Genomic DNA, 24,904 nt, shown 5'->3' on the forward strand with positions numbered 1-24,904 from the left:
GCGATCAGGGCGGTTTCGGACGCGATCCGCCGGAACAAGGCCGGCCTTTCGGATATCGCCAAACCGCTCGGTACCTTTATGTTCATCGGGCCCACCGGTGTCGGAAAGACGGAACTCGCGAAAACACTCGCAGAGTTTCTCTTTGATGACGAAAAGGCCCTGACCCGGATCGATATGAGTGAATACATGGAAAAACATACCGTCTCCCGGTTGATCGGAGCGCCCCCCGGATATGTCGGATACGAGGAAGGGGGCCAGCTTACGGAGGCGGTCAGACGCAGACCGTATTCGGTGGTACTCTTCGACGAGATCGAAAAGGCGCATGCCGATGTCTTCAATGTACTTCTCCAGCTTCTCGACGAAGGAAGGCTCACCGACGGCCAGGGACGTATCGTCGATTTCAAAAACAGTATCATCATTATGACGAGTAATATCGGAAGCGATCTTATCCAGGCTGCGAAGAATATCGATGAGGTCAAGGCCGATATCGACACCCTTCTCAAAGCAACGTTCAAGCCGGAGTTTTTGAACAGGATCGACGAGACGATCACCTTCAAGCGTCTCGGTAAAAAGGAAATACTATCCATCGTCGATATCCAGATCGGATATCTCAGAGAACGCCTCAAAGAAAAAAAGATGACCATCGAAGTGAGTGACGATGCAAAAGCCTATCTCGCCGAGATCGGGTATGATCCGCAATTCGGTGCGCGTCCGCTGAAACGGACGATTCAGAACCTGATCCAGAATCCCCTGGCTAAACAGATTCTCGCCGGGAACATCAACGAGGGGGATGCGGTTATCGTCGGAAAGGCAAAGGACGGCCTCGCGTTCAGGAAGAAGAAATCATAACGGATGCTCACGGCGAACAATGGGCGGCATATATGCGGAATTTTCCTCGAGTGGTATCGGCGGGATGTCTCGTCATTATGGAGACGGCCGGTCGGGGCAATTATCCGGATCGACAAAAGATGCGATCGGGGGCGTTGATGGCGGCACGGAGATTGTTGCAGGCGGCTTTCTTTTCAGCCGCCGTCTTTATCCTGGTTTTTTCCCTTATACCGAAAATTATCATCAATCCGCCCGGGATAGACTGGTTCGACAAACTCCTCCATACCTCCGTATATACGGTATTGGGAGTTCTTTCGTTTTTGTCGTTTATCGGGGAGAGGCGCTCTGTGATACAAAAGGCGGTGCTTCTTGTTATTCTGCTTTCCCTTTATGGCGGGATTATCGAAGTACTGCAATCCTTTACCGGAAGGACTCCGGATATCTTCGATTTTTTTTCCGATTCGATAGGCGCATCCGTCGGTGTCGGGTCCTGTTTCGTGATATGCTTCCTCAAAAGGAAATCGAAACACCACGCGGGAAACCTCTGAAATTCCGTCACATTCCCTTGCCCTGAAACTCTTTTTTTCTTAAATTTACCAAATAAGTAATCTAATAAGAGGAGTAAGGAAAAAATGTTTAATAGAATAGTTATATTAATGATTTTATTTTCATTTTCCGGTTGTTTTTCGGAACCGAATAACAGCAGAGGGGAGGGAGAACAGATGGTTAAGACCATAACACCCGAGTCCGCATATAAACTCGTCCTGGAGAATGAGGGAAAAGATGATTTTCATATTCTCGACATCAGAACTCCGGCAGAATATGATGACGGCCATCTGGAGGACGCCATTCTCCTCGATTATTATTCAGCCGCATTCGAGGAAGAACTCGATAAACTCGATAAAAACGCGACCTGGCTTGTTTATTGCAGAACCGGAAACAGAAGCGGAAAGGCGATGAGTATATTCGAACGGCTGGGTTTTCATCGTGTATACAATATGGGAGAGGGGATCGTCGGCTGGAAACGGCTGGAATATCCCCTCGTCTCGGATTAACGGCCCGGGCGTTATGATATGACCGTGCGGAGAAAGGAATAGGCCGAGGTAATCCGCTTGCACATTTCAAGTCCTTCCGGATTAATATCTGGATGATAGGTTTTCATGAGGGTGACGTATCGCTTTTTCAATCGCTTCCGGGTTATAAGACCTGATTCGAGACCGAGTATTCTTTTTGCCCGTGTGATGTCGGAGACGGGTTTTTCATCCTGTTCGGAATCGTTATTTTTATTTATGAAGGAGTGCAGTTTTTTTTCGATGAACAGAAAAAGTCCGCGGGGATCGAAAATATGGCGTTGAAACAGCGAATAAAGATATGCCGGGACGGTCGCGTATGCGGTTGTATCGAGGTGTTTTTTTTCTATAAAACGTAAACAGGCTTTTTCGATCATCGGCCCGAGAGAGAAATATTCGGCGTAATACATATCGAGTGCGCGGTAAAAATCTCCTGCGACGCCGTACATGGATGTAAAATCCTCATGGTGTATCGAATGGGCGGAAAGCCGGGCATTGACTTCAGAAATAAAACATTCCATCAGTTCGATTCTGTCCGAATGTGGAATAAAGAGTCCGGCCTTTACAAAGGCTTCTTCGATCCTCGATCCGTTACGGCGGGGTAACGGCGGATATTCGCTTCTGGAGTCCTTTTTATCGATGAGCGGTAATCGTTCGATCTCCTCGAGAAGGGCAATGAGATTTCCCGCATCGTTATCCGTAAATAAATCTATCATGTCGAATAAGGGAAGGTTGTCCTTTTCACGGTAGAGTGTTCTGTAAAACTCGGCCGGATCGATATCGAGAAGCCGGATCAGGTTGTCGGTGGGAAGACGCCACCTGCCGTCCCTCGTGAGAGACGCTTTTATCGTTTCGATAATCCGTTGAACCCTGTATTCCATTACGGTGCCATTATACAGGGTATAGCGTTTTTTTTCCATAGGTCCGCCGGGCGCGGTACCCGGGAATGAGGCCGTCGGGAGTTCTGTTGACAATTAATGTCTCTGACGGTAGTATAGTTGCGGGAGGAGGAAAACGTATGCTTGAAGTAAGGATAAAAAAGGTCGAGGAAAACAATATCGATACCATTCTGGCCGACGATATCGATTTTACCGGTATGGTGAGTTTCAACAAACCGCTTATGGTAAAAGGCAAGATCAATGGTGAAATCGATGCCAGTGGAGATCTGTATATTGACGAAGGGGCGGAAGTAGAGGCGCAAATCAAGGCACATATCGTTTCCGCAAAAGGGAAAATAAATGGCAATATCACAGCGGATGCGAAGGTGGAGCTCTTTTCCACCGCCATTGTGACCGGTGACATTGTGACCCCCGAGATTGAAATCGAAAGCGGTGCGCGGTTTAACGGGAATTGTATTATGAAGGGAAGCGGACAGGGGGATAATTATGGCCGGTAGATTGCGGAGGTTCATTCTTGTTTTCTGTTTCCTTGTTCCGATAGCCGCGCTTGCGCAGGAGAAACCCGACGCACTCGCTTTGTACAGGCAGCAGAAATATGCCGAGGCGGAAAAGGTATGCCTTGCGGAACTGGAGGAGACGCCAAAACGGCTCGATTCCTATGTCGTTTTAGTGTGGGCGCTTTTAGCCCAGAAAAAATACGAAGATGCGGCCAGATATACGGAAAAGGCACTCAAGATATCACGCTATGACAAGAGAAATATATATAGCGCCGTCGAAGCGTATTATTATCTCGGCGACAACGACAAAGCCCTGAAATATTGTGAAGAATACGTTTCCATTGCCGTTGCGGATAAAAACATAAGTATCATTTATAATTATATGGGAGAGATTTTTATACGGCTGGGCGAGTTCAACAATGCGGATATCGCGTTCTCGACGGCCCTTCACTATGACAACAAGCAGGCGGACTGGTGGGCGCGGCTGGGATACGCGCGCGAGATGGGCAAAAATTACCGGGCGGCACTCGAAGCCTATGAGAACGCGCTGAAACTCAACCAGGACCATTCGGAGGCAAAACGGGGGAAAAAATCGGTTGAACAGAAACTGGCGGAATGAGAGTGCTTGACGGATGAGAGTGTTTGTCGGATGAAAGTGTTTGTCGGATGAAAGTGTTTGTCGGATGAAAGTGTTTGTCGGATGAAAGTGCTGCTTCAAACACTCGGCTGTAAGGTCAATCAGGCCGAAGGCGAAGCGATTGCCTGTACGCTGCGCCGGCGAGGTATCAGCCTTGTTTCCGCAGGAGAAGAAGCGGACATCTGTGTCGTCAATACCTGTACCGTTACCTCGAAAAGCGACCAGAAATGTCGCAGGGCCATCCGGTTCTCCGTCAAGGAGAATCCCCATGCGCTCATCATCATTACCGGATGTTACGCCGAGCTGGACGGGCCGTATCTTTCCCGCATCGCGGAGAATGTCGTTGTCGTTCCCCAACACCGCAAGGCGGTTCTTCTCGATATGTTCGACCGTCTTCCCGTCAAAGCGTTTCTCGACGCTTCGATTGAAGAAAAAAAAGCATTCATCACCGGGTTCCTTGAAACCCGGGAAGAGCGATCTTTCACCGCGTGTTTCCGGTTTTATACGGACGACGTTCTCCTCCACAGCAGGGCATTTCTCAAGGTCCAGGATGGATGCAGCTATCGATGTACGTATTGCAGGGTCCCGCTTGCAAGGGGCCCTTCGATAAGCCTTTCCCCGCAGGAAATAATCAGACGGATACGTTTCCTCGAGGAAAAGGGATTCAGGGAGATTGTCTGTACGGGAATCAATATCACCGACTACTGTTATGGAAGTGAAACGCTTGTTTCCCTGTTAAAGAGGATTCTCGCTGAAGTCCGCAGCGCCCGTATCAGACTGACGTCCCTCGAACCCGAACGGATCGATAATGAACTTGCGGATGTCCTCTCCGATACCCGTATTTGTTCCCATTTCCATCTTCCCGTACAGTCCGGTTCCGACCGGATACTCGGCGGGATGAAGCGCCGCTACAATGCGGAAAGGGTGAGGGAAACCGTCCGCCTGCTCAGGGCGGTAAAGCCGGATTGTTTTATCGGTGCGGATATAATCGTCGGTTTTCCCGGTGAAGGGGATGAAGATTTCGCGTTGACCCGGGAACTCATTACTTCGTGCGCATTATCCGCCCTGCATGTTTTTCCGTTTTCACCGAGAAAAGGAACGGAAGCCTGGCTTTTAACGCATCGCGTGAAAGCGTCGGTGGTGAAGAAAAGAGTTGCGGAGCTTCTCTCTCTCTCTAAAATCCTTTCGGATACCTATATTTCCGGCTTCAGGGGAAAAAGGGTCCGTGTCATACTTGAAAAAAGCCTTTATAATGATGATAATGGGAAGGTGATATTTCAGGGATTGTCCGACAATTATATACGGCTTTCCATCGCGGGTATTCCGGAAAAAGAGGCGGTAAGGGGCAGGCTCGCCGAGGCGGTTATCGAGAAAACCGGGGACCCGGTGAACGCACGCTTTTGCAGGATGCTGATATGACCGGGCGGCGCCTGTTGCAGTAGGACCGGGAAGGGAATCACTGACGGTGGAAGAGAAAAAAATAACGGGGAAGGGTGAAATTTTGGATTTTTATGGAAAAAGAGATATATTGTTTATTAGAAGGATGTACGGCCTTCTCGCTGATTTATAATGTCATAACAAAAACAAAGGGGAAGTGATGCTCGGGATGAAGAAGTATGGCCGGCAACGGGCGGTGGAAAAGCCTTGCCTGCCGGAGTCGGAGGTTTTTTTCAGGATCGGGCGTGCATACTGAAAAAAATACAAACGGAAAGAGGCAACCCTGAAACGGGAAAGATGAACGATCGGATGGCAGAGGACGTCGAGGAGGATGAATGAGATGGATAAGATGATTAATATGTTGAAATATATTATACTATTCAGTATGTTCATGCTGGTGGCTGGCGTATATTCTTTTTCACAGGATGGGGGTCCGGTGAGTAAACAGCCGCCCTTTCTTCCCGTCAATCCGGCCGTCATGGCCCAGGGAGGGGCCTTTACCGCCGATGCAAACGGATACAATTCACTTTTTTATAATCCCGCGGGGTTTGCCGTCGGGGACGGAGGTCTTACCATTGCCTCAATTACCCCGTGGGGCTACTCTGATCCTTTTACCCTGATGACGCTTCATCACAGTTCGAGTGTAAGTGCCGACCGCCTGCTGACCGACCTTGTTTCTTCGGGCGGATACGGGGGCGGCTATGCCGGGCTGATCAGTTTCGTCAAGGCGGGGCTTGGCATCGGTGCTGCATTTGTTTTCGATTCGTATCTTCACGGGAATGAAGAGTTGACACAGACGGACGGAAGCGTGCATATGACCCTCGGTTTTGTGCTGGGATACGCTTATTTGTTCACCTTTCCCGGATTCAGCCTCAGTATCGGGGCCGATGTCAGGCCCATGGCCCGGGTGTATGTTCCCGTTACCGAAACGCTCGCCGTGCGGCTTTTTGAAGAATATATCACGGGGGGAAGTGACGTCATCGGGGTGCTCGACAATGCGCCGGCTTTGAGCGGTATCGGTATCGGCTTTGATGCGGGACTTATCGCGGATTTCGGGATTATCAAATGCGGGCTTTCGTTCAGGGATATCGGGGGGACGCTTTTCGATTATCGTGAAAGCACGTTTGACGAAATCATGACCTCTTTGGCCGACTCGGGCGTCTTTCCCGAAGACGCGGAGAAACCGGAGGAACGGTATATCATCCCCATGAATGTGAGTGCCGGCGTATCCGTTCATCCCGACCTCGGGGACCTGGAGGATATCGTTAAACCTGTTTTCCATCTGGATCTTCAGGATATTGTCGAAGTATTCGCCGAGCACAGGGATCCGTTACTTTTGCTTCACATCGGGGCGGAAGCGACATTATTCGAAATATTCAGCCTCAAGGCGGGATTCGCAGGCGGTCATTTCAGTCTCGGTGCGGGTGTCAAGCTCTGGTTTCTCGATATAAATATGGCATTCTTTACCACCGAACGGGGAACAAGTGCCGGCGATGTCCCCAATTCGTGCTCTGCCATAGAAGTGGCCGCGCGGCTGGCACTCTGATTGAGGGGGTGAACGTCTCTATCTTTTATGCCGATTATGGCCGATAGAGAAAAGGAGGAACATATGGGGAAAATGAAAGCGATCATGATGGGGACGTGCGTCTGTCTTTTGCTGCTTATGCTGCAGGTCGCCTGCCAGGATCTGTATACCACCGGTATTTTCGGTTCTCTCCAGGACGACCCGAAGGACCTTTCGGACGAACGTCTGATCGATTACGGGTGGGACGCGTTGGGCACCGGTGAAAACAGCAAGATAGAAAAGGCTTTTGAAGCACTCGAAGACGCCCTGAAAGACTCCCCCAAAAATGCCGAAATGAATTACGTCGCCGCTTTCTGCGCTCTCGAACTTTCCGGCGTCACCGAAGTCATCATCAGCCAGCCGTCTGATTACACTGCCTTTAAAAACTCTCTCGATACCGCCTGTCTTATCGACGCGGGAACATATTTCGACGCTGCTGCCGTCAATGGCGCTGATTTGAACGCGATCGATTCTTTTTTCTGCGGTACCGGAATACTTCTTAACGCGACGGGAGGAGATTTTTCATTAATTCCTTTCGTCTTTGCGGCTCCATCGACACCGGAAGAGATAGCAGGTGTTGCTTATGCAACGGCGGGATTGACTGCAATTAATAATGTAAACGCGGAACTGGGCTTAACGTTAATGGAATGTTTCCTTACTCCGTGATCAATAAAGCAAAGGATGTTCGTATGGTAACGAGAAGACTATTATATGCTATATTGCTGCTTTTTATTGCGGGAATCGGCAGTCTCTTTGCTTCGGGAGAAATTGAGCCCTCCCTTGTCCCCTCGAACGCCCGGTCCGCTTCTCTGGGCGGTCCGCACGCCGCTATGACGGACGACCACCGGACCATTTTCCATAATCCCGCCGGTCTGCGGACCGCGGAGTCCGGATTCCTCCTTTCCGAGTTGACCCTGCATCTGACGGGTCCGGTATTCGATGTCACGGGCGCGCTTTTGGAGGATTCGGATATCACGGAAAACTCTGAGCTTCTGGAATTGCTGACCACCATCTACGCGGGGATGGAACTTGTCGGTCCTATCTCCTTTGCCTATATCGGGGGGGGATTCGGTTTCGGTATTTTCAACTGGGCCGATATCGAGTTTCAGACGCGCGGCTCCTACAACCTCCAGTTTTCGTTTCTGGAAAATCTCCTTCTGACGGCCGGTTACGCGTTCAGGGTTCCGATCGGAGAAACCACCCTCGATATCGGGGTGCAGTTGAAGGCGCTGGGCCGCGGTTCGACAACCAGTCTGATCCAGTCCGTGCTCGAAATCATGGAAACGGCGACCTCCGACCCCTTGCAGCTCCTTTTCGAAGGGGATTTTTACATTAGCAGCGGCGCGGGGCTCGATATCGGTTTGCTTTATACGATAGCCGATATTTTTTCAATCGGACTCGTTGCCCGCGACGCCTATACCCCGACCTGGCGGCTCCGCTTTGATTCACTCGAAGATTTCTCTGATCCCGCATCCGAATACGGCACCGTTCCCTGCGATCTTTCCTTTGGTATCAGGTTCGCCCTCCCCCTCGGAAGGCTACACTATTATCTCGGAGAACCGGTCCTGTATCTCGATTATACGGATATCCTCGATTTTCTCACGCACCCGGCAACTGCAAGAAACTGGTTTCTCCATCTCGGGCTGGGGCTGGAATGGCACATCCTCGATATTATCAGTCTTCGGGCCGGATTCGCGGAGGGATTGCCGGGGGCCGGACTCGGCGTTGATTTGACCTTCTTCACGATCGATGTAGCGATATTCGGGAGCGAGCTTTCAACCGAACCGTCATTCAGACCGGCCTATAACATGATAATCGGATTCGACTTTACACTATAACGGGATGTCAATCGCGGTAGTATGAGTCCTTTCAGAGAAAATGTTTAAAATAATGTGGTGAGGTCCTGTAAAAAGTGTTGACATGTCACGGATAAGTTGGTATATAGAACCTTGTATTATGATTTAAAAAAGCTGACCCGGGTTTTATAACAGTAACCGTAAAAATTCCCGGCACACTATATCGTTAGCAGGATAAACGGGCCGCTAGCTCAGTAGGCAGAGCAACGCCCTTTTAAGGCGTGGGTCGAAGGTTCGAATCCTTCGCGGCTCATAATAAAAGCAGGTGAGGTATCCTGCTTTTTTTTGTGCGCGCCCGTCAGGGTGCACCGCTTTAATGTGATTCTTAGATCATCGATGACGGGGACCATACCGGTATCGGGTCTCATGAGCGTGTCAAGAAGGAGAGGTCCATGATCGGAATGGACCCGGCGTGAACACATCGTTTCGGCGTGATCGAGGGGCACTGAAGGCAGTCAATCCATAAAAAAAAGGATTTTGACCAAAGTAATACCGAAAAACTCTTGCAATTTCGCAAAGACTATATAATGATATAAGTGAGCCTCTATGACTATTCTTTATTCATTATATATTACAGGCCTGAAAAGAGGAGGTAAGGAAGAGCGATATGGGAAAAACGTTTATCAAAAGAAAAACATATGTCATAGACAAAAAGTTTCAGTTCAGGTTTATTGCCACATTTCTTCTTTATATAGGGATATCTTTAATCATTTTTACCGTCGGTGTCGGTCTCTTTTACTGGTTTTCATATATAGCGGGAGAAAATATTTTCAGTGAGTTTATTATCGTTTACAGGCAGATCGATGCAGTCGATAACGACGGGAATCACATCCTTGATGAATACGGCGATCCGGTAAAGACGACGGAACCCCTTCCCCCCGTCAATCGTATTCAGATCGTTCTCCCCGCGGTTCTTTTCAATAATATCATCATTATGATCATTATTTCCGTGCTTGGAATCTTTTACTCCCATAAAATAGCCGGACCGGTCTACAGAATCGATATGGAGATCTCAAAGGTTCTTGCCGGGGAAAAAGGGATCAGGATTAGGCTGAGAAGGAAAGACAAGCTTCAGAGTCTCGCGGAGAAAATAAATAAGCTTATCGAAAAAGCCGAGGGGTAACGATAATTCCGTAAAACCACACTCACCTTTTCCATGTCTTTTCCCCGTTTCAAGCTTCACGATAACCGATGTCCCGGTAAGAATTCCGGCAATCCCGTACCGCTTTTTTCTCTCCGGTGCCCGAACACAATTGACAAATTCGATGTTATCACGCAATGGTAGAGATATGGATAGAATCATTTTCGGGTATCATTCGATTGAAGAACGGCTTGAAAAAGGGGCGGGGAAGGCATGCCTGCTTTATTCAAGGGAAAAAGGAAGGTGCGGTCATATCATGGCACTGGCGGAACGGAAAGGTATCCGCGTGCAAAAGGTAAGTGAGGATGAACTCGACAGACGATGCGAACGGCAAAAACACCGCGGTCTTCTTTTGATTATAGAAGGTATTCCGGAAGAACGGGTTGAAAAGGGGTCGTTTGTTGCCGAAATCGATTCCCCCCATCCCGTTGTTCTCCTCCTTGACGGGATAACGGATCCTCATAATTACGGGGCCATTCTTCGTTGCGCAGACCAGTTCGGGGTTGACAGTGTGATCGCCCCGAAGCGGAAGTCGGCGCATGAAACGGGTGTAGTTCATGTCACCTCCGCGGGTGCTTCGGCATACGTCCGCCAGGTGGTTGTGGCGAATCTCGTGCATGCAATCGATCTTTTGAAAAAAGACGGATTCTGGATATACGGGGCTGATGCCGAGGGCGTGCCCGTTTATAATGTTGACCTTACCGGAAAAATCGGAATAATCCTTGGAAGCGAGGGAAAGGGGATGAGACGGCTGGTACGGGAAGCATGCGATGCGATTATCGGCATCCCGCAGCGGGGGCATATCAATTCCCTGAATGTATCTGTTGCCGCCGGGATACTCCTTTACGAATGCAGGCGCCAACAGGGCCTTGAAAAAAAATGAATATCCGGGAAGTGACCGCAAAAACAATACTGCGGAAATATAAAACAATCGATTCCTGGTTCATTTCACGTTACGGAATGAACCTCTACCGTGGGTGCGTTCATAATTGCATCTATTGTGACGGCAGAAGTGAAAAATACCTCGTCGAGGGCGAGTTCGGACACGATATCGATGTCAAGGTGAATGCGATCGAATTATTGCGCCGCGAACTCGATCCCGCGCGAAAACGAAAACCCTTCAGAGCTTCTTATTTTCTTATGGGGGGCGGGGTGGGGGACAGTTACCAGGCGGTCGAGAGAAAATACCGGCTTTGCCGGCAGGCCCTCTCCCTCTGCCTTGACTTTTCCCACCCGGTGCATCTTTTGACAAAATCCACGTCCGTGGCGGAAGATATCGGACTCATTAGAAAAATACATGAAAAGCGCGGTGCGATCGTGTCCTTCAGTTTTTCAACTGTCGATGAAAAACTCGGCCGGCTCCTGGAACCCGGCGTTCCTTCTCCGAAAGAACGGCTCGAGGTGATGGCCCTGGTGAAAAAGGAAGGCATCCCGTGCGGCATGTTCCTGCTTCCCGTCGTTCCTTTTGTCACCGATACGGAAGACCTGATCGAAGCGTCCGTAAAAAAAGCCGCCGAAGCCGGGGCCGACTTTGTTATTTTCGGTCCGATGACCATGAAAAGGGGGCGGCAGGGGGATTATTTCATGAACACGATCCGGTCGTCGTTTCCGGACATACCGGAGAAATACCGCGCTGTCTACGGAAACGATGAATGGGGAAATCCGGTATCCTCGTATACCGATATGGTTCATGGACGGGTTGCCCCGATCGCATCGCGATACCGTATGCCGCTGCGCATTCCCATCGGACTTTTTGATACGCTGCTCGATGAAAACGACAGGGTAATCGTGCTGCTGCAACATATCGATTATCTTCTCAAAATACGGGCTCAACCTTCTTCATTCGGTTATGGGGCCTACCTTCTTTCAAAACTCACGAAGCCGTTTTCGTCAATAAAAGAAGAGATCGATAATATGGCCCGGCTGAATAAACGCGTTAAACAAACGGTTTTCGAAATTCTTCGAACGGGTTCCTCGTCACTCTACCGCCGGTTATGTCATTTTGAATTGCCCGTCTTGAGAACGCGAAAAGGATGAAATCGCACTTGACAGGGATACCGTAAAAAGTTATTGTTTGCCTGCGTGAAAAAAAAACTGAAGTGGTTTTTCAGAATGCGTCAGACAAAAAAAGTGATCAGCCAGAAAGTTCATCCCCATGCCTTGAGACGAAAAGCCCCTTCAGTCGTAAAAGCGACGTATAAGAACTTCTTTATGCCGGATCGAACGAAGTGAGTAATAAACGATCGAGATATTTTCACAGTATTCGAGGTGAAACGATTTGAGTACGACAGTACCATTAAAACAGGGCCTTCTCAAAATTATCCCCGGTGAACGATTTACGCCCTTCTCCCTTGCATTGAAACTCCAGGCAAAAGTCATTCTGGAATCAGCTTCCTTTCACAAAGGGCGCGAGCGATGGTCCATCCTTCTGCTGAACGAGGCCTTCCGGGTATTCGAAACAAAACAGGGTATTTATATCGACCGTGACGGCAAGCGTTTTATGATCAAAACCCCGGCCCGCGATATTCTCGATGTCCTTCTTTATATCGCCAACCAGCATGAAACCACCGACTACGATTTTCCGGTTCCTTCGGGGGGAATCGGATATATTACCTATGAGAGCGCGTCGAAATTCGATACCATCCGCCTCATCGACAAACCGGACCGGATCGGTATTCCGGACGCTTTTTTTATCGTCGGCAACGTGTACCTTATTTTCGACCACTATACCGACTCGATTTTTCTTCTGGGACTCAATTATAATGAAAAAAAGATCGATCTCGAAGCGACACTTGCGTCAATTGAAAAACGGATAAATGATCTCGATTTCAATTTCATGACCTCATCGCCCGGTACCTATAATGCGGAGGTTATGGAAGTCAAAGGCGAGCGGGACAGGTTTCTCCAGGGCGTTATGGAGGTGAGAAAACATATCATCTGCGGCAATATTATCCAGGGGGTGCTCTCGAGGCGGGTATATATAAAAACCGGACTTCCCGCGATCGAAGCGTATAGGAATCTCCGGGCACTCAATCCGTCGCCGTATCTTTTTTGTCTTGATTTTGACGCCTTCCAGATTTTCGGTTCTTCACCCGAGGTTCATGTGAAAGTGAAGAATAAAAAGGTGGAGATCCGGCCCATCGCCGGGACGAGAAAACGGGGGAAAAACGAGGAAGAGGAGATCGCTTTGCAAAAGGATCTGCTTTCGGATGAAAAGGAACTCGCCGAACACCTCATGCTCGTCGATCTTGCCCGAAACGACATCGGGCGGGTTTGTATGCCGGGAAGCGTCGAATTGACTGAAAGTATGGTGATAGAAAAATATTCCCACGTGATGCATATCGTTTCGCAGGTGGAAGGAATCCTCGAAAAGGACAAAACGGGGGCGGACGCGCTGCGGGCGACATTTCCGGCAGGGACCGTGTCCGGTGCCCCGAAGATAAAGGCCATCGAGATTATCGATTCCCTGGAACCGGAAAAACGGTCTTTTTACGCCGGTATCGTCGGCTGGCTCGAACCCGGCGGCGATCTCAATTCGTGCATTACCATACGGAGTGCGTTCAAGAGAAAGGATCTTCTCGTCCTCCAGGCAGGGGCGGGAATCGTGTACGATTCGGTACCGGAGAAAGAGTACGAGGAAACTTCGAACAAATTGCGGGCACTCGGGAAAGCGGTAGGAGTAGAGGTGTGATATGTTTGTATTGATCGATAATTACGATTCGTTTACCTATAATCTTTTTCAGTATATCACCGAGATCACGGAAAAAGAAGTTAAGGTGTTTCGAAACGATGCGGTCAAGGATATGAAGGACATCGAGCGGCTCAAGCCGGAGGCGATCATTATTTCACCCGGCCCGGGAAGGCCTGAGGAAGCCGGTATTTCGATTCCGGTTGTCAAACACTTTGCCGGCAAGGTACCCATCCTGGGAGTGTGTCTCGGACATCAGGTAATCGGCGTCGCCTTCGGTGCCAAGATAAAGCAGGCGCGGCGGATCGTCCACGGTAAGGTCGAAAATATCATGCTCGACGGAAAGGGTCTTTTCAGGCAGGTCCCATCTCCTGCACGTTTCACCCGTTACCATTCGCTTTCCGTACGGGAGGACACACTGCCTGAATCTCTTGAAATTACCGCCTTCGCGAATGACGGTGAGATTATGGGACTTCGCCACAAGAAATATACGATCGAAGGAATACAATTCCATCCGGAATCGATCGGCAGCGAATTCGGCAAACGCATTCTCAAAAATTTTCTCAACTACAAGCGGGAGGCCTTTGATACGAGGGGTTGTCTGGCACGTCTCATCGAAGGTCAGAGTATGAGTTTCCAGGAAGCTGAAGGATTTATGGATGAAGTGACCGACGGTAATTTTTCCGATATCCAGCTTTCCGGATTTCTCGTGGCCATCAACGCAAAAGGGCCCAGTCCGGAAGAGATAGCGGGGTGCGCGTCGATTCTCAGAAAGAAACGAAAAGTGCTGGATGTCCCGTTTCCGGTTCTCGATACCTGCGGGACGGGGGGGGACGAACTGGGGACGTTCAATATATCCTCGCTCGCCGCGATCGTTTCGGCCGCCTGCGGGGCCCATGTCGCAAAACACGGCAACCGTGCGGTCAGCAGTAAAAGCGGGAGTGCCGATTATTACAAGGAACTGGGAATCAATATCGAATTACAGCCCGATGCCGCAAAAATATTGATCGAAAAGACCGGTTTCACTTTTCTTTTTGCGCCCCTCTACCATAAAGCGATGAAATATGCCGGGCCGGTAAGGCGTGAACTGCGGCTCAAGACAATCTTCAATCTTATCGGTCCGCTTTCGAATCCGGCGTGCGCCCAGTACCAGTTGATCGGTGTCTATTCAAGCGATCTCTGCCTGCCGGTGGCACGGGCTGCCAGGTTACTTGGCGTCAAGCGGATCATGGTTGTCCATGGCCTTGACGGGATGGACGAGATATCGGTCTCTTCTCCCACAAAGGTGGTCGAGATAACCGAGTCCGGCGATGAAAAACAGTATATTTTCGACCCGAGGGATATCGGTCTCACAATATACCGGTCCGAAGAATTGAAAGGCGGAGATTCGAGTGTCAATGCGCAGATTACCGGCGAACTTCTTACCGGTGTGAGGCTCGAGGCGGTACGGGACGCGGTTCTTCTCAACAGCGGGGCCGCCCTGTATATCGCGGGTATTACCGATTCGATAAAAGCTGGGTATGACAGGGCGATGAAGGCGCTTGTGGAAGGGAAGGTCAGGGAAAAACTGAGCCGGATTGTTGAAACGAGTCAGTCATTGTAGCCCGCTTCAGGTCATATGAAACTCAGGGCGCCGATGGCTGTGCATATATAAACGGATGCAGATAACCCGTCTTCCCCATTCGAATGACGCTGCCTTCCCCGGACAACACCGGCCGGCTTTGGTTGCCGTGTACCGGCTTCCGGTAGATACATCCCGACAGGTCAGGTGCTGAAATATACCCCGAAGATGATTGTCAAGAAAGGATCGGGCATGGATATATTGACGGAAATTGTCGAAAAACGAAAAAATATGGTAACACAGACAGGCTTCACGATGGGGGAAGACGTTCCGGAAGAAAGGGAGGTGCCCGTCGTCCCTTTTGTCCGCGATCCGCTGCTTGTCTGTGAAATAAAGCGGAAGTCGCCTTCAAAAGGAGATATTTCACTCCGTCTCGACGCCGCCGGACAGGCCGAACAATATTATCGTAAGGGAATCAGGTCCGTTTCCGTTCTCACCGAACCCAATTATTTTGCCGGTTCACTTTCCGATCTTATCCGGGTTAAGCGGACATTTCCCGATCTCGCCGTGCTTCGAAAGGATTTTCTCTTTTCGAAAGAGGATGTCGAGGTCAGCTACCGCGCGGGCGCGGATGCCGTGCTTCTTATCGCCGCCATTTTAGATGAGGATGCCCTCGAAACGATGTACCGGAAAGCCAAAGGGTTGGGGATGGAGGTGCTTTTGGAGGTTCACGACGAAAACGATATCACGAAAGCGGCGGGCGTCAGGCCCGTGCTTACCGGGATCAATGCACGGGACCTGACCACCTTTACCATCGATCTCACCATTCCCTTACGGCTGAAACCTCATATTACATGGCCGACCTCGCTGATCTTCGAATCCGGTATTCTACGGGAAGAGGATGCCGCGCTTCCGCTTTCCTCCGGTTTCCGCGGCCTGTTGATCGGTGAGGCGGTCGTGAAAAATTCCGGACTCATCGATGAAATTTTAAGTCTTTTCCCGGGAACATCGCGTCGCTTCTGGACCCGTTTGTACGGCGCGCGGCCGCCGTACGTGAAGATCTGCGGCATCACCCGTGAAGACGACGCGTACCACGCGGCGGATGCCGGGGCGGATATCCTCGGCTTTGTGTTTGCGCCCTCCCCCAGAATGGCGGAACCGGCGCTGCTCGAAAAAATCGGGAATTGTGATATTTTGAAGGTGGCCGTTGTCGTCACCGACCGGGGAAGCCGCGAACTCGACGGCCGGGTTCGCGGCCTTCTGGAAAGGGGGCTTCTTGATGCCGTGCAGTTTCACGGGGACGAACGGCCAGATGAGTGTTATACCATGGCCTTCCCGTACTATAAGGCCCTCAGGATACGGGATGCAGATGATTGTAAACGGATTTCGGACTATCGATGTCCGCGGGTACTTATCGACGCTTTTTCATCTGCCGCAAGGGGCGGTACCGGAAAACAGATTCCCCATGACCTTATCGGGGAGGTGCAAAAGGCGGGACCTCTCTGGCTTGCGGGCGGCATGGGGCCGGAAACGATTTCAGAAATTATGCAGCGGTTTACTCCCGAACTTGTCGACGCGTCGAGCAGACTCGAAAGCGCACCGGGAGAAAAAGATCCGGATAAGGTCAATGCCTTCATCGATGCGGTAAAAAAAGTGCATCAAAGCCGGTGATTCCCTCGGTATTAAGGCGGAAAAGCGATCTGTTTTTTTTCACGATAATTGACGATAACCTTGATAGGAGCGATTAAGAAATATGGGATACAGAAAATTGAGTCCGGAAGAAATATCCGATGTTGTCGCGAAGATTCGGACAAAATACACCTTTTACTGCAAGACATTTTTCAAATCGAGTAGATTGAAGGATGAGTTCGAAAACAGGTATATGATCACGTTGAAAAAGGGTTATGATATTTCCAATTTTCTGCTCGCCGAAATTAGTGTGATCGAGGAACTGATCAGGAAAGAGGAAGATAGAATCGCGCACAGCAAACCGAAAGAGGACAGTAAAAGGCGAAATTTTGCGGATAAAATCATTCTGGAAAATCTTGAGAAGATAAGGAAATATCCCCATCTGGAAGTGCACCGCGACGCGAACGAGGAAATCAAATATTTAAGCGGGGCCTTGAATACGATCTATGAAACCCATATTCCCATGTTGCACGGATTAAGCAGGCATATTGAGGGTAATCTCAGCGTAAAAACCATCGAAAATCAGGAATCCAGGCTGAGGGTCCTCGCCTATGGCGGGAAAACCTCGATTCCTTCACAGCTTTCCAGATATGTCGCGTACCTGAACCGCTTCCCGCGGGATTACCGGGCAATCGAGTGGGAGGAAAAGGAGTACATCCTCGAATCCGCATTCATCCTGCATGATATGTTTGGAACCCTTTCGACGATCCTTCAGACCACCTCGACCCTCCCGAAGCCCGAACAAACGCAGCTCATGGATATTATCGCGTATATCCGGGGTATGATCGAAGATTTCCGGCTTAAGGATCTCAAGCGTAAGAAATAGCGAGATGCGGCAACAGCGGTAGTATACATCCACTCATGAACATAATGAAACCAGTGAGGAAATAATCGCAGGATTAAAGGCAGCTTTTACGAGATAATTTCGGCCGAACGGTATTGGTGGTTATGGTTTTTAAAGACGTAGTATCCAAAAAGGTGTATAATGACTTGTATATATGGATAACAATCTATTTCGACCTGGTAGATGTTGAATTATCTTAGACAATTGTCGTAAATTCCCTCGATGATTTTGTTGTATGCGATTATCCTCAGTACTCCATTGCTGAAATCTTTTCTTTAATTCTTCGATCAGTCTATCTCCAAATTCCTCTATCAGTGCCAAAAACAACTCCAATAACCACCTCACCAATTGGGCGATACTAAAACAATTCAAGTCCGCGTGAAGCATCTTGATCTTTCTATACTCATCTTCCGTGAAATACACATGAGCGTGTACACGTTTTTCGTCCGGGTTATCTGATACCGGTTGATACCGGCTCATCCTTTGTTTTCCCCATCGATGCTCCGTGATGATCAAAGGATCGATAAGAGAAATGATTCCTACAATGACACCGGATAAAGAATACCTCGAACCGAAAAGATGCACGTTTAGCAGCTTCGCTATCATCGTGTCTGTCATGATAATATGAAATTCATGCTTTCTTGCTTGTATCATGTAACACTCCCTGGATAATTGTTCTTCTACATTGTATAACGCTAAAAAAGTGTAATGTGCATTGATTTTTTAAAAGAAATAAAAAAACTGATTTTATTTGCTACGATATACATTTTGTTTTATAGTAAATTTATAAGCTAATGTATTTACCATAAAAGGAAGGGTATGAAAAAAAAGAGGTATTGTCTGGTTTGTATTATGCTGCTTGGTGGAATCTTTCCGCTTTCCGCGCAATCGAACGAGATGCTCGATGAGCTGCTTTCGGAAGAGAGTGTATCGTTCGGTAATGCCGTTTACATCGTTTTAGCGGGTGCCGGTCTGATCGGGGAAGGTGTGTCCGTCGAGGAGGCGGTCGGTATCCTTTTGGAACAGCAATGGGGAATAAAAGGAAAGTCTCCGGAGGAACCCATCCACCTCGATGAATATTCGTTTCTGCTTATGAAAGCCTTGATGAAAGGGGGCGGATTGATGTATACCCTGTTTCCTTCACCCCGTTACGCCTACCGGGAACTCGATTACCGGGGGCTTATCGAACAGCCCGCCGATCCCGGAAGAACCGTCTCTGGAGAAGAGGCGCTCAGGATGCTGGCCGGAGTACTCGCATTGAAGGAGGATGAAGGATGAAGATACCGGTGAAACAGATCCTTGCCTGCGGATTGTTCATCCTGCTCGTGCTTCCTGCCGCGGCTATAGATTACGGGCTTACCGCCGACAACATAGTGACAATCTCTCAGGAAGCCGTCTTTTCCGGCAATTACCTCGGTAAAGCATCGCCATGGATTTCATATGAAAGCGAGCACGTCTCCTTTGCACTCCAGGGGGTGTACATTTATACCTTCGAGATTCCCTTGTATATCGATCTCGATTATATGATGCTCGAGTACCGGACGCTTTTTTTCGGGGATTACACGGGCTTGTTTTCCGTGAGGGGAGGGCGCTTTCCCGTTTCCGATTTCACGGGTTGTGTCCTTAATCACAAACTCGACGGGGTCCGGTTCGATTTCGCGAACGCGGGTTCCGAAATATCATTTTTCGCCGGGTACGCGGGACTGCTTCTCAAGCCGTACTCGACCATCAGTCTAAGCAAGGCCGATATCTCTGATACGGGGGAACCTGATGTTATTCTGGCGCCCCCGCGGTTAGTCGGGATGCTGCAAATCGCCTTTCCGGAACTCTTTCCGAAACATACGATTACCGCGTCCTTCCTGGGGCAGATCGATCTGAGAACGGACGGACTCATCGAGGAGGGCGCGGGGACCTACGACGCTTCGACCGGCGGCTACCTTCATACCGTATATACCGGGGCCGGGCTTTCCGGTGGAATAGGGCCCGCTTTTTTTTACGATATCTTCGGGTATGCGGGTACCGGCGGCATGCTCTCTTTTATCGGGGATATAAGCGGGATCGGGTTATATCAGTATAAACCGATTTTTTCCTTTCTTGCAGGCTTATCGATGAGAGTGTATTTCGATGAACTGCTTCACTCCCGTCTTGGTGTTTCCGCGTTGTACGCGTCGGGAGACGCGGATTTCTCGGATTTTTATGAAGGAAATACCGATGGGGAGGCGAATCAGTTTATACCGATCGCCCATGAACCGGTCGCGCTTGTTTTCGCCCCGCAGCTTTCGAATATCGCGGTATGCGGACTTTCCTGGTCGATCAAACCCCTTTCTGCCGGTAAAGGCGATTTCATGCAGAACTTCCAGACGCAACTCACCGCCCAGGTTTTTCTTCGTCCGACGGCGGGTCCTATTTCAGAAGCGGGTTTGAACACTGATTCGGATGCCGTGTACCTTGGGATGGAGATCGACGCAACCATCAATATGAGAGTGCTTTCCGATGTCGGCTGCTCGATTTCCGCCGGTTGTTTCATCCCGGATAACACAGACGGCGGGGCTTTCGAAGGAAGCAGGGATGTCGAAATGGCCGCCAGGTTCGAGCTTTCAGTCGGGTTATAAAGGAGGCTGATTCATGAAACGATTGTCGTTTATTATTTTAGTGCTCGCCGGCGTCATCGGCTTTGCCGCGGGGGATGTGCGCGCTACCATTGAAGAGGTCAAGGGCAAGGTTGAAATCAAAACGCCGAAAAAATCGTGGACGAAAGCGGAGGCGGGCATGACGCTTGAAAACGGCACCATGATATCGACCGGGTTTAATTCGCAGGCCGTTTTAAAGCTGGGTCCCTCGACCGTGATCGCCCGGCCCCTTACACGAATGACCCTGGAGGAGCTTGTCGAAAAAGAGGGAACCATCACCACCGAACTCTTTCTCAATGTGGGGAAGGTCCAGGCGGAGGTGAAAAGCAGTGAAGGAATCAAAAATGATTTTCTCTTGAAAAGCGTCGTGTCCACGGCGGCCGTCAGGGGTTCGATGGTCATATTCGACGGGAGAAGGGTGACCTTTCTGTCCGGAAGCGGTGTCGCGGTCAACCTGTACGGACAGAAACGGTATATGAGCAAGGGGGATGTCATTGATATTCCGAAGTTCAGGCCGCCTTCATTACGTGAGGCGGATAAAATCAGGAAGGCACTCGTCAATCCGCAAACAGGACTCACCGGCCTTCTGCCTCCTGATATCATGACAAAGGCACTGGTCGTCGTTGCGTTTGTGTGGGTGACGGATACTATCGATGGGGACTAGACGAACTGAAAATCGTATGGTATCCGGCCGATCAACGATTCCCGTACCGGTTTTTCCGGAGATTGAGGTGAAGGACATGAAGGAAAGAAAAAAAATATATACCGCCGGCATTATGCTGATTGTACTGGCCATGGTGTCCGGTTGTTATATCGTGAACAGTGAAGACGCCGCGTTGTATCTTGATGTGAACGCCATGGTCAGGGGGGAAAGCCGCGCCCCGCTTCCCGGTTCGGTCCTGGGCATCCGGCTTGTCATTACCGGGCCGGGGATGGAGGTCATCGACAAATATTTCCCCCCCGGTCTTATGGCCGTATCCGTGGGCGTTCCCGCGGGCAGGGACAGGGTCATCAGTGTCGCCCTCGACATCGATCCCGCGGACCCCGGCGCGGTACTCGCCTTCGGGGACAAGGTCGCGACCGATCTCAAACCGGGACAGGTGAAAGTGGTGGCTGTCCGGATGAAGCCGGTAAAGACAAAACTGGTGGTTCCGGATTATATCGGTACAACGGGAGATGAATATGGAAGGGTAATACAGTTTGATAACATCGGCGGTGGTGGAAGAGTGGAACTCTATGGGACTGCGATCGGTATGGCAAGCGATTATTACTTTAAGCCCCATGATATCGCTTTTGACAGGGGAGGAAGGATATATATTGCGAACAATTACGCTTCAACCGGCTACGGACGGGTAGTGAGGATCGACAATATATTGGGGGCCGCTCCGGTCTTTTATCCGGATACGGGTTTTGGAATCGTTGCGGTTGCCGTCGATATGGAGAGGAGTCTGGTGTATTATACTTCCGGCATCAACCTCTTTAGCAGTCCAATTCGGGAAAATACGGTTGTCCTTCCACTTTCAACGACCGGCATCGGGCAGATCAGAGGAATAGATATTGACGATAACGGTTTTCTCTATATCGCCGGTACGCCGCAGGCAGGCGGTTATGGCATTTTCTATTACAATCCCTTTACTATGAATATCGTCGATCAAGTGACCGATGCAATGGTCGGCCAACTCAATACACCCTGGGATACCCTTGTCAGGAACGACCGTATCTATGTATCAAACCTGAACGGGGCCGATGGGTCGAAGATCCTCCTGTTTGATAAATATCTTTCTTTTATCGACGGATATGGCAACACCGCGGCAGGTATCGATATATCGCAGGGAATGTTCTATGGGCCGTATATGTTCGTCGCCATTCTCAACAAGAAGATCACCGTTATCGACGATACATTCGGCATGAATAAAATCGTATCTATGGATGATATAAACGGAACAGGCTGGCAGACAAATCCATCGACGGCGGTCGACGGTAGGGCTTTCTTTAATTTTTACGAATGCTGACCCATGAAAATTCTCTATTATACCTCAGGCGTTACCGGCTCCGGTCGGGTCGTCCGCGGGATCGCGATCGCAAACGGGCTTGAACGCAGAAAACAGGGAACGAAGCGCGGCGGGATCGCGGCTGATTTTCATGTCCTCAGTTCCTGCCGCCTGGCCCGTCTCTGCGACCGCTTCGGCATTTCCCATACGGAAATTCCCCCGGAAGGCGAGGACCGGCTGGGTCCGGATGCATACAGGGATTCGGAGCTTTTCAGGGCGATCACCGGGCTTGCCCCGGATATCCTCCTCGTCGATCTCCTCTGGTTTCCCCTCTATTTTTTTATCGATTCGCTGTCGTGCACGACGATTTTTCTCTGGCATGAAGTCGATGAGGCTTTTTTCACGATCGATTGCCGCGGGGGACGGAGGATCGTCTTTGATCCCTGCATGTTCGACCGCCTCGTGGCGATCGAACCGGTCGAAAAGCCTATCGGACCGGGGACGGAGGTCAATCCCCTTATCCTCCGCAACCGCGACGAAATTTTTCCACGGGACCGGGCGGTGAAAGAACTCGGGGTAGGAGATGATAAACGAAACTGCCTGCTCGCCTACAACGGGCATCCGGGTGATTTCGAGAAACTGAAAAGAATGTATTCCTATCTCGAAGATGAAGGGTTCCGGATGGTGTATACGACGAATTACAGGGGGGGGCTTTTCCCCGTCGTCGATTATTTCAATGCCTTCGACCTCATCATCTGCGGCGCGGGATACAATTCTTTCTGGGAAACGCGTTTTTTCGAAAAGGAAGCGGTTTATTATCCCCCCGTAACCAGGTTTTATGATCCCGGGCGGCTCATCCGCGACTATCATGATTATACCTTCAGCGAAAACGGTGCGGATCAGCTTGCGGATATGCTCATGAGTCTGTAAAATGGTCTGCGGTAATGGATGAAAAAGGCGGCCGAACGAGGATGTTGAGCGTTCGCCGGCACGCAAACCTGGTGTACAGGTTCCACGACTCATGACAGTGACGTTCAGTCGCGCTCCCGTTCGATCTCCAGGACGTTTTTCCCCTTTATCGAACGGAGAATTTCTTCGACCTTGAAATACCGGTTTCGACCGATCATACTCACCCCGTCCGTGTACCGGAGGGAGTTGCCCTGCCAGTCGCTGGGGATCGGATCGTAGGCGATAAAATATTGTTCATCGAGACTGTAGCCTTTGATGACGATATAGTGGCCGGTGGTGTCCGGATAGAAACGGTCGACAAACACCAGCCGTTCGTCTCCTTCGACGGGCGAGAGAACGGTCGTGTTGAAACTGACGATCGCGATATTTCCCCAGTCGATGATCCGTTTCATGTCGTTGAATTGATCGATAACGGTAAGTGCCGTTTTTATTCGGTGGTAGTTGAAATTCATTATCATATGCTGGTAGGAAAGCGCCCCGGATTTGATGGGAAGGCCGATTTCCTCCCTGCTTTTTTCCACGCTGATATACTTCCCCGTGGCCCAATGAAGCGCGATAGCTACGCAGGCGGGACCGCAGTTTCCGTACATCCCGGTATCGAACTGCGTCTTGTACCAGTCATACTCCGGTTCGACGCTGTGCTGGGAAGGAAAGGGACTGACAAACAGATAAAAGCCGAAACTCGTTTCTCTGCCGGTCAGCGTTATCTTTGCGTACCCCGGGGCTATCGCGGTAAAGACATCGTCAGCAGTCTGTTTGAGTAGTACCGGGCGCTGGATTATCCGCGTTTCCATGTCGAATGCCGGGGCTCCGGCTTCTTTACGCTGTATCACTTCTCCAAGATCGAGATTCCCGTTGACATGATCGATCGTATAAAACGGGAGACCCTCCTTTGTTTCGATGCGTGTTCTTTTCACGCGGACCGTCAGGGGTGAGGAAAGAACTTCCCGGCCGCTTCCGTCGGCGACGGACAGACGGACGGTGTAATCGCCCGATTTCATGTAGGTATACGAAGGACGTTCCTCCCGGGAAAAATAGCCCGTTCCGAAATCCCACACACAGGAGAGATCGTCGGGGACATCGAGGACCGGATAGAAATCGACACGCAGGGGAATGTTACCGTTTTTATTGAACGCCGAGACGGCGAGTGTGGTGGGAAGCGTGCCGGTCCGGTTTGTCGGTTCGCCCGGAAACGTGGAATTCCGTCGCTGTTCGATACCCTTCGGCAGATAAAGTGCCGTTCCCACGGCGAGCAGCCGCGAGTCGATCAGGCCGTTGTATCGTGCAATGCCGGCGGCGCTTATTCCATAGGAATCCGCGATACTGTGAATCGTGTCGCCGATTGCATACCGGTGGATGGGAGGTATGTCGTTATGTGATATAGCGGCGTCGGCCGGATTCCCGTCTTCCTCCGTCCCCGGTTCCGCATCCGCCGGCTCCGCCCCCGGCGGTTTTCCTTCCTGGTCGAAAAGCGAGAACGAGGCCAGCAAAGAGATCGGAACGGCGATACAGAGTACCAAAAGGACTATGAAAAGTATCCGGTTTCTTTTCATCATCTCTTTCATTTCTCTACAATGAAATGAGAGAAAAATCAAGAGTAATA

24 protein-coding genes and 1 tRNA gene are annotated in these 24,904 nt (G+C 50.2%); 22 read left to right on the forward strand and 3 right to left on the reverse strand.

Annotation, left to right across the window (positions count from 1 at the left end):
- From JW881_11875 to JW881_11885, 3 genes are all read left to right on the forward strand, one after another.
- Nucleotides 1-849, forward strand: an 849-nt coding sequence (locus tag JW881_11875) for an AAA family ATPase (protein ID MBN1698204.1), incomplete at its 5' end; no start/stop codon positions are given.
- A 32-nt stretch (nucleotides 850-881) separates the two neighbouring features.
- Entirely contained in the window at nucleotides 882-1,376 is a 495-nt protein-coding gene (locus tag JW881_11880) for a VanZ family protein (protein MBN1698205.1), read from the forward strand.
- Nucleotides 1,377-1,550: 174 nt separating this feature from the next.
- Entirely contained in the window at nucleotides 1,551-1,883 is a 333-nt protein-coding gene (locus JW881_11885; GenBank protein ID MBN1698206.1) for a rhodanese-like domain-containing protein, read from the forward strand.
- Nucleotides 1,884-1,894: 11 nt separating this feature from the next.
- Here JW881_11885 and JW881_11890 read toward each other — a convergent pair whose 3' ends face one another.
- Nucleotides 1,895-2,818 carry a J domain-containing protein gene (locus JW881_11890; GenBank protein MBN1698207.1) on the reverse strand — a complete coding sequence of 308 codons (924 nt, stop codon included), beginning with the start codon at nucleotides 2,816-2,818 and terminating at the stop codon, nucleotides 1,895-1,897.
- Between the two features lie 98 nt (nucleotides 2,819-2,916).
- On the opposite strand from JW881_11890, the gene JW881_11895 reads away from it, so the two are divergent.
- The 14 genes from JW881_11895 (at nucleotide 2,917) to JW881_11960 (ending at nucleotide 17,693) form a co-directional block, all read left to right on the forward strand.
- Entirely contained in the window at nucleotides 2,917-3,294 is a 378-nt protein-coding gene (locus tag JW881_11895) for a polymer-forming cytoskeletal protein (protein MBN1698208.1), read from the forward strand.
- Nucleotides 3,284-3,913 carry a tetratricopeptide repeat protein gene (locus JW881_11900; protein MBN1698209.1) on the forward strand — a complete coding sequence of 210 codons (630 nt, stop codon included), beginning with the start codon at nucleotides 3,284-3,286 and terminating at the stop codon, nucleotides 3,911-3,913. Before JW881_11895 ends, JW881_11900 begins: the two co-directional genes overlap by 11 nt.
- An 81-nt stretch (nucleotides 3,914-3,994) precedes the next feature.
- On the forward strand, nucleotides 3,995-5,350 hold the full coding sequence (gene mtaB / locus JW881_11905; protein MBN1698210.1) for a tRNA (N(6)-L-threonylcarbamoyladenosine(37)-C(2))-methylthiotransferase MtaB: 1,356 nt from the start codon (nucleotides 3,995-3,997) through the stop codon (nucleotides 5,348-5,350).
- A 358-nt stretch (nucleotides 5,351-5,708) separates the two neighbouring features.
- Nucleotides 5,709-6,914 (forward strand): hypothetical protein, encoded by a 1,206-nt coding sequence (locus JW881_11910; GenBank protein MBN1698211.1) that lies wholly within the window; start codon nucleotides 5,709-5,711, stop codon nucleotides 6,912-6,914.
- A 63-nt stretch (nucleotides 6,915-6,977) separates the two neighbouring features.
- Nucleotides 6,978-7,598, forward strand: coding sequence for a hypothetical protein (locus JW881_11915; GenBank protein ID MBN1698212.1), 621 nt, complete (start codon nucleotides 6,978-6,980; stop codon nucleotides 7,596-7,598).
- Nucleotides 7,599-7,621: 23 nt separating this feature from the next.
- Entirely contained in the window at nucleotides 7,622-8,770 is a 1,149-nt protein-coding gene (locus JW881_11920) for a hypothetical protein (GenBank protein ID MBN1698213.1), read from the forward strand.
- Between the two features lie 198 nt (nucleotides 8,771-8,968).
- Nucleotides 8,969-9,041, forward strand: a tRNA-Lys gene (locus JW881_11925).
- A gap of 354 nt (nucleotides 9,042-9,395) precedes the next feature.
- Complete coding sequence (locus JW881_11930; protein MBN1698214.1) at nucleotides 9,396-9,911, forward strand: hypothetical protein; 516 nt, start codon at nucleotides 9,396-9,398, stop codon at nucleotides 9,909-9,911.
- Nucleotides 9,912-10,077: 166 nt separating this feature from the next.
- Nucleotides 10,078-10,812, forward strand: a complete 735-nt coding sequence (rlmB, locus tag JW881_11935) for a 23S rRNA (guanosine(2251)-2'-O)-methyltransferase RlmB (protein MBN1698215.1) — start codon at nucleotides 10,078-10,080, stop codon at nucleotides 10,810-10,812.
- Nucleotides 10,809-11,966: a radical SAM protein gene (locus JW881_11940; protein ID MBN1698216.1), complete on the forward strand. Its 1,158-nt coding sequence runs from the start codon at nucleotides 10,809-10,811 to the stop codon at nucleotides 11,964-11,966. The genes rlmB and JW881_11940 overlap by 4 nt, the downstream gene beginning before the upstream one ends.
- Before the next feature lie 241 nt (nucleotides 11,967-12,207).
- Nucleotides 12,208-13,620 (forward strand): chorismate-binding protein, encoded by a 1,413-nt coding sequence (locus JW881_11945; protein MBN1698217.1) that lies wholly within the window; start codon nucleotides 12,208-12,210, stop codon nucleotides 13,618-13,620.
- Between the two features lies 1 nt (nucleotide 13,621).
- The gene (locus JW881_11950) at nucleotides 13,622-15,220 is read left to right on the forward strand and encodes a bifunctional anthranilate synthase component II/anthranilate phosphoribosyltransferase (GenBank protein MBN1698218.1); all 1,599 of its coding nucleotides are present in this window, start codon (nucleotides 13,622-13,624) and stop codon (nucleotides 15,218-15,220) included.
- A gap of 210 nt (nucleotides 15,221-15,430) precedes the next feature.
- Complete coding sequence (locus tag JW881_11955; protein MBN1698219.1) at nucleotides 15,431-16,849, forward strand: bifunctional indole-3-glycerol phosphate synthase/phosphoribosylanthranilate isomerase; 1,419 nt, start codon at nucleotides 15,431-15,433, stop codon at nucleotides 16,847-16,849.
- An 82-nt stretch (nucleotides 16,850-16,931) separates the two neighbouring features.
- On the forward strand, nucleotides 16,932-17,693 hold the full coding sequence (locus JW881_11960; protein ID MBN1698220.1) for a hypothetical protein: 762 nt from the start codon (nucleotides 16,932-16,934) through the stop codon (nucleotides 17,691-17,693).
- 129 nt (nucleotides 17,694-17,822) lie between these two features.
- Here the strand turns inward: JW881_11960 and JW881_11965 are convergent, their stop codons facing one another.
- Nucleotides 17,823-18,365, reverse strand: a complete 543-nt coding sequence (locus JW881_11965; GenBank protein ID MBN1698221.1) for a hypothetical protein — start codon at nucleotides 18,363-18,365, stop codon at nucleotides 17,823-17,825.
- 165 nt (nucleotides 18,366-18,530) lie between these two features.
- On the opposite strand from JW881_11965, the gene JW881_11970 reads away from it, so the two are divergent.
- The 5 genes from JW881_11970 to JW881_11990 all read left to right on the forward strand — a co-directional run bounded on the left by JW881_11970 (nucleotide 18,531) and on the right by JW881_11990 (nucleotide 23,262).
- Nucleotides 18,531-18,989, forward strand: coding sequence for a hypothetical protein (locus tag JW881_11970; protein MBN1698222.1), 459 nt, complete (start codon nucleotides 18,531-18,533; stop codon nucleotides 18,987-18,989).
- The gene (locus JW881_11975; protein MBN1698223.1) at nucleotides 18,986-20,323 is read left to right on the forward strand and encodes a hypothetical protein; all 1,338 of its coding nucleotides are present in this window, start codon (nucleotides 18,986-18,988) and stop codon (nucleotides 20,321-20,323) included. Before JW881_11970 ends, JW881_11975 begins: the two co-directional genes overlap by 4 nt.
- A gap of 13 nt (nucleotides 20,324-20,336) precedes the next feature.
- Nucleotides 20,337-21,005: a hypothetical protein gene (locus JW881_11980; protein MBN1698224.1), complete on the forward strand. Its 669-nt coding sequence runs from the start codon at nucleotides 20,337-20,339 to the stop codon at nucleotides 21,003-21,005.
- Between the two features lie 76 nt (nucleotides 21,006-21,081).
- The gene (locus JW881_11985; GenBank protein ID MBN1698225.1) at nucleotides 21,082-22,353 is read left to right on the forward strand and encodes a hypothetical protein; all 1,272 of its coding nucleotides are present in this window, start codon (nucleotides 21,082-21,084) and stop codon (nucleotides 22,351-22,353) included.
- A gap of 3 nt (nucleotides 22,354-22,356) precedes the next feature.
- On the forward strand, nucleotides 22,357-23,262 hold the full coding sequence (locus tag JW881_11990; protein ID MBN1698226.1) for a hypothetical protein: 906 nt from the start codon (nucleotides 22,357-22,359) through the stop codon (nucleotides 23,260-23,262).
- Between the two features lie 104 nt (nucleotides 23,263-23,366).
- Here the strand turns inward: JW881_11990 and JW881_11995 are convergent, their stop codons facing one another.
- Entirely contained in the window at nucleotides 23,367-24,857 is a 1,491-nt protein-coding gene (locus JW881_11995) for a C39 family peptidase (GenBank protein ID MBN1698227.1), read from the reverse strand.
- Nucleotides 24,858-24,904 lie beyond the last annotated feature (47 nt).

It is taken from the genome of Spirochaetales bacterium (assembly GCA_016930085.1).
GTDB lineage: Bacteria > Spirochaetota > Spirochaetia > SZUA-6 > JAFGRV01 > JAFGHO01.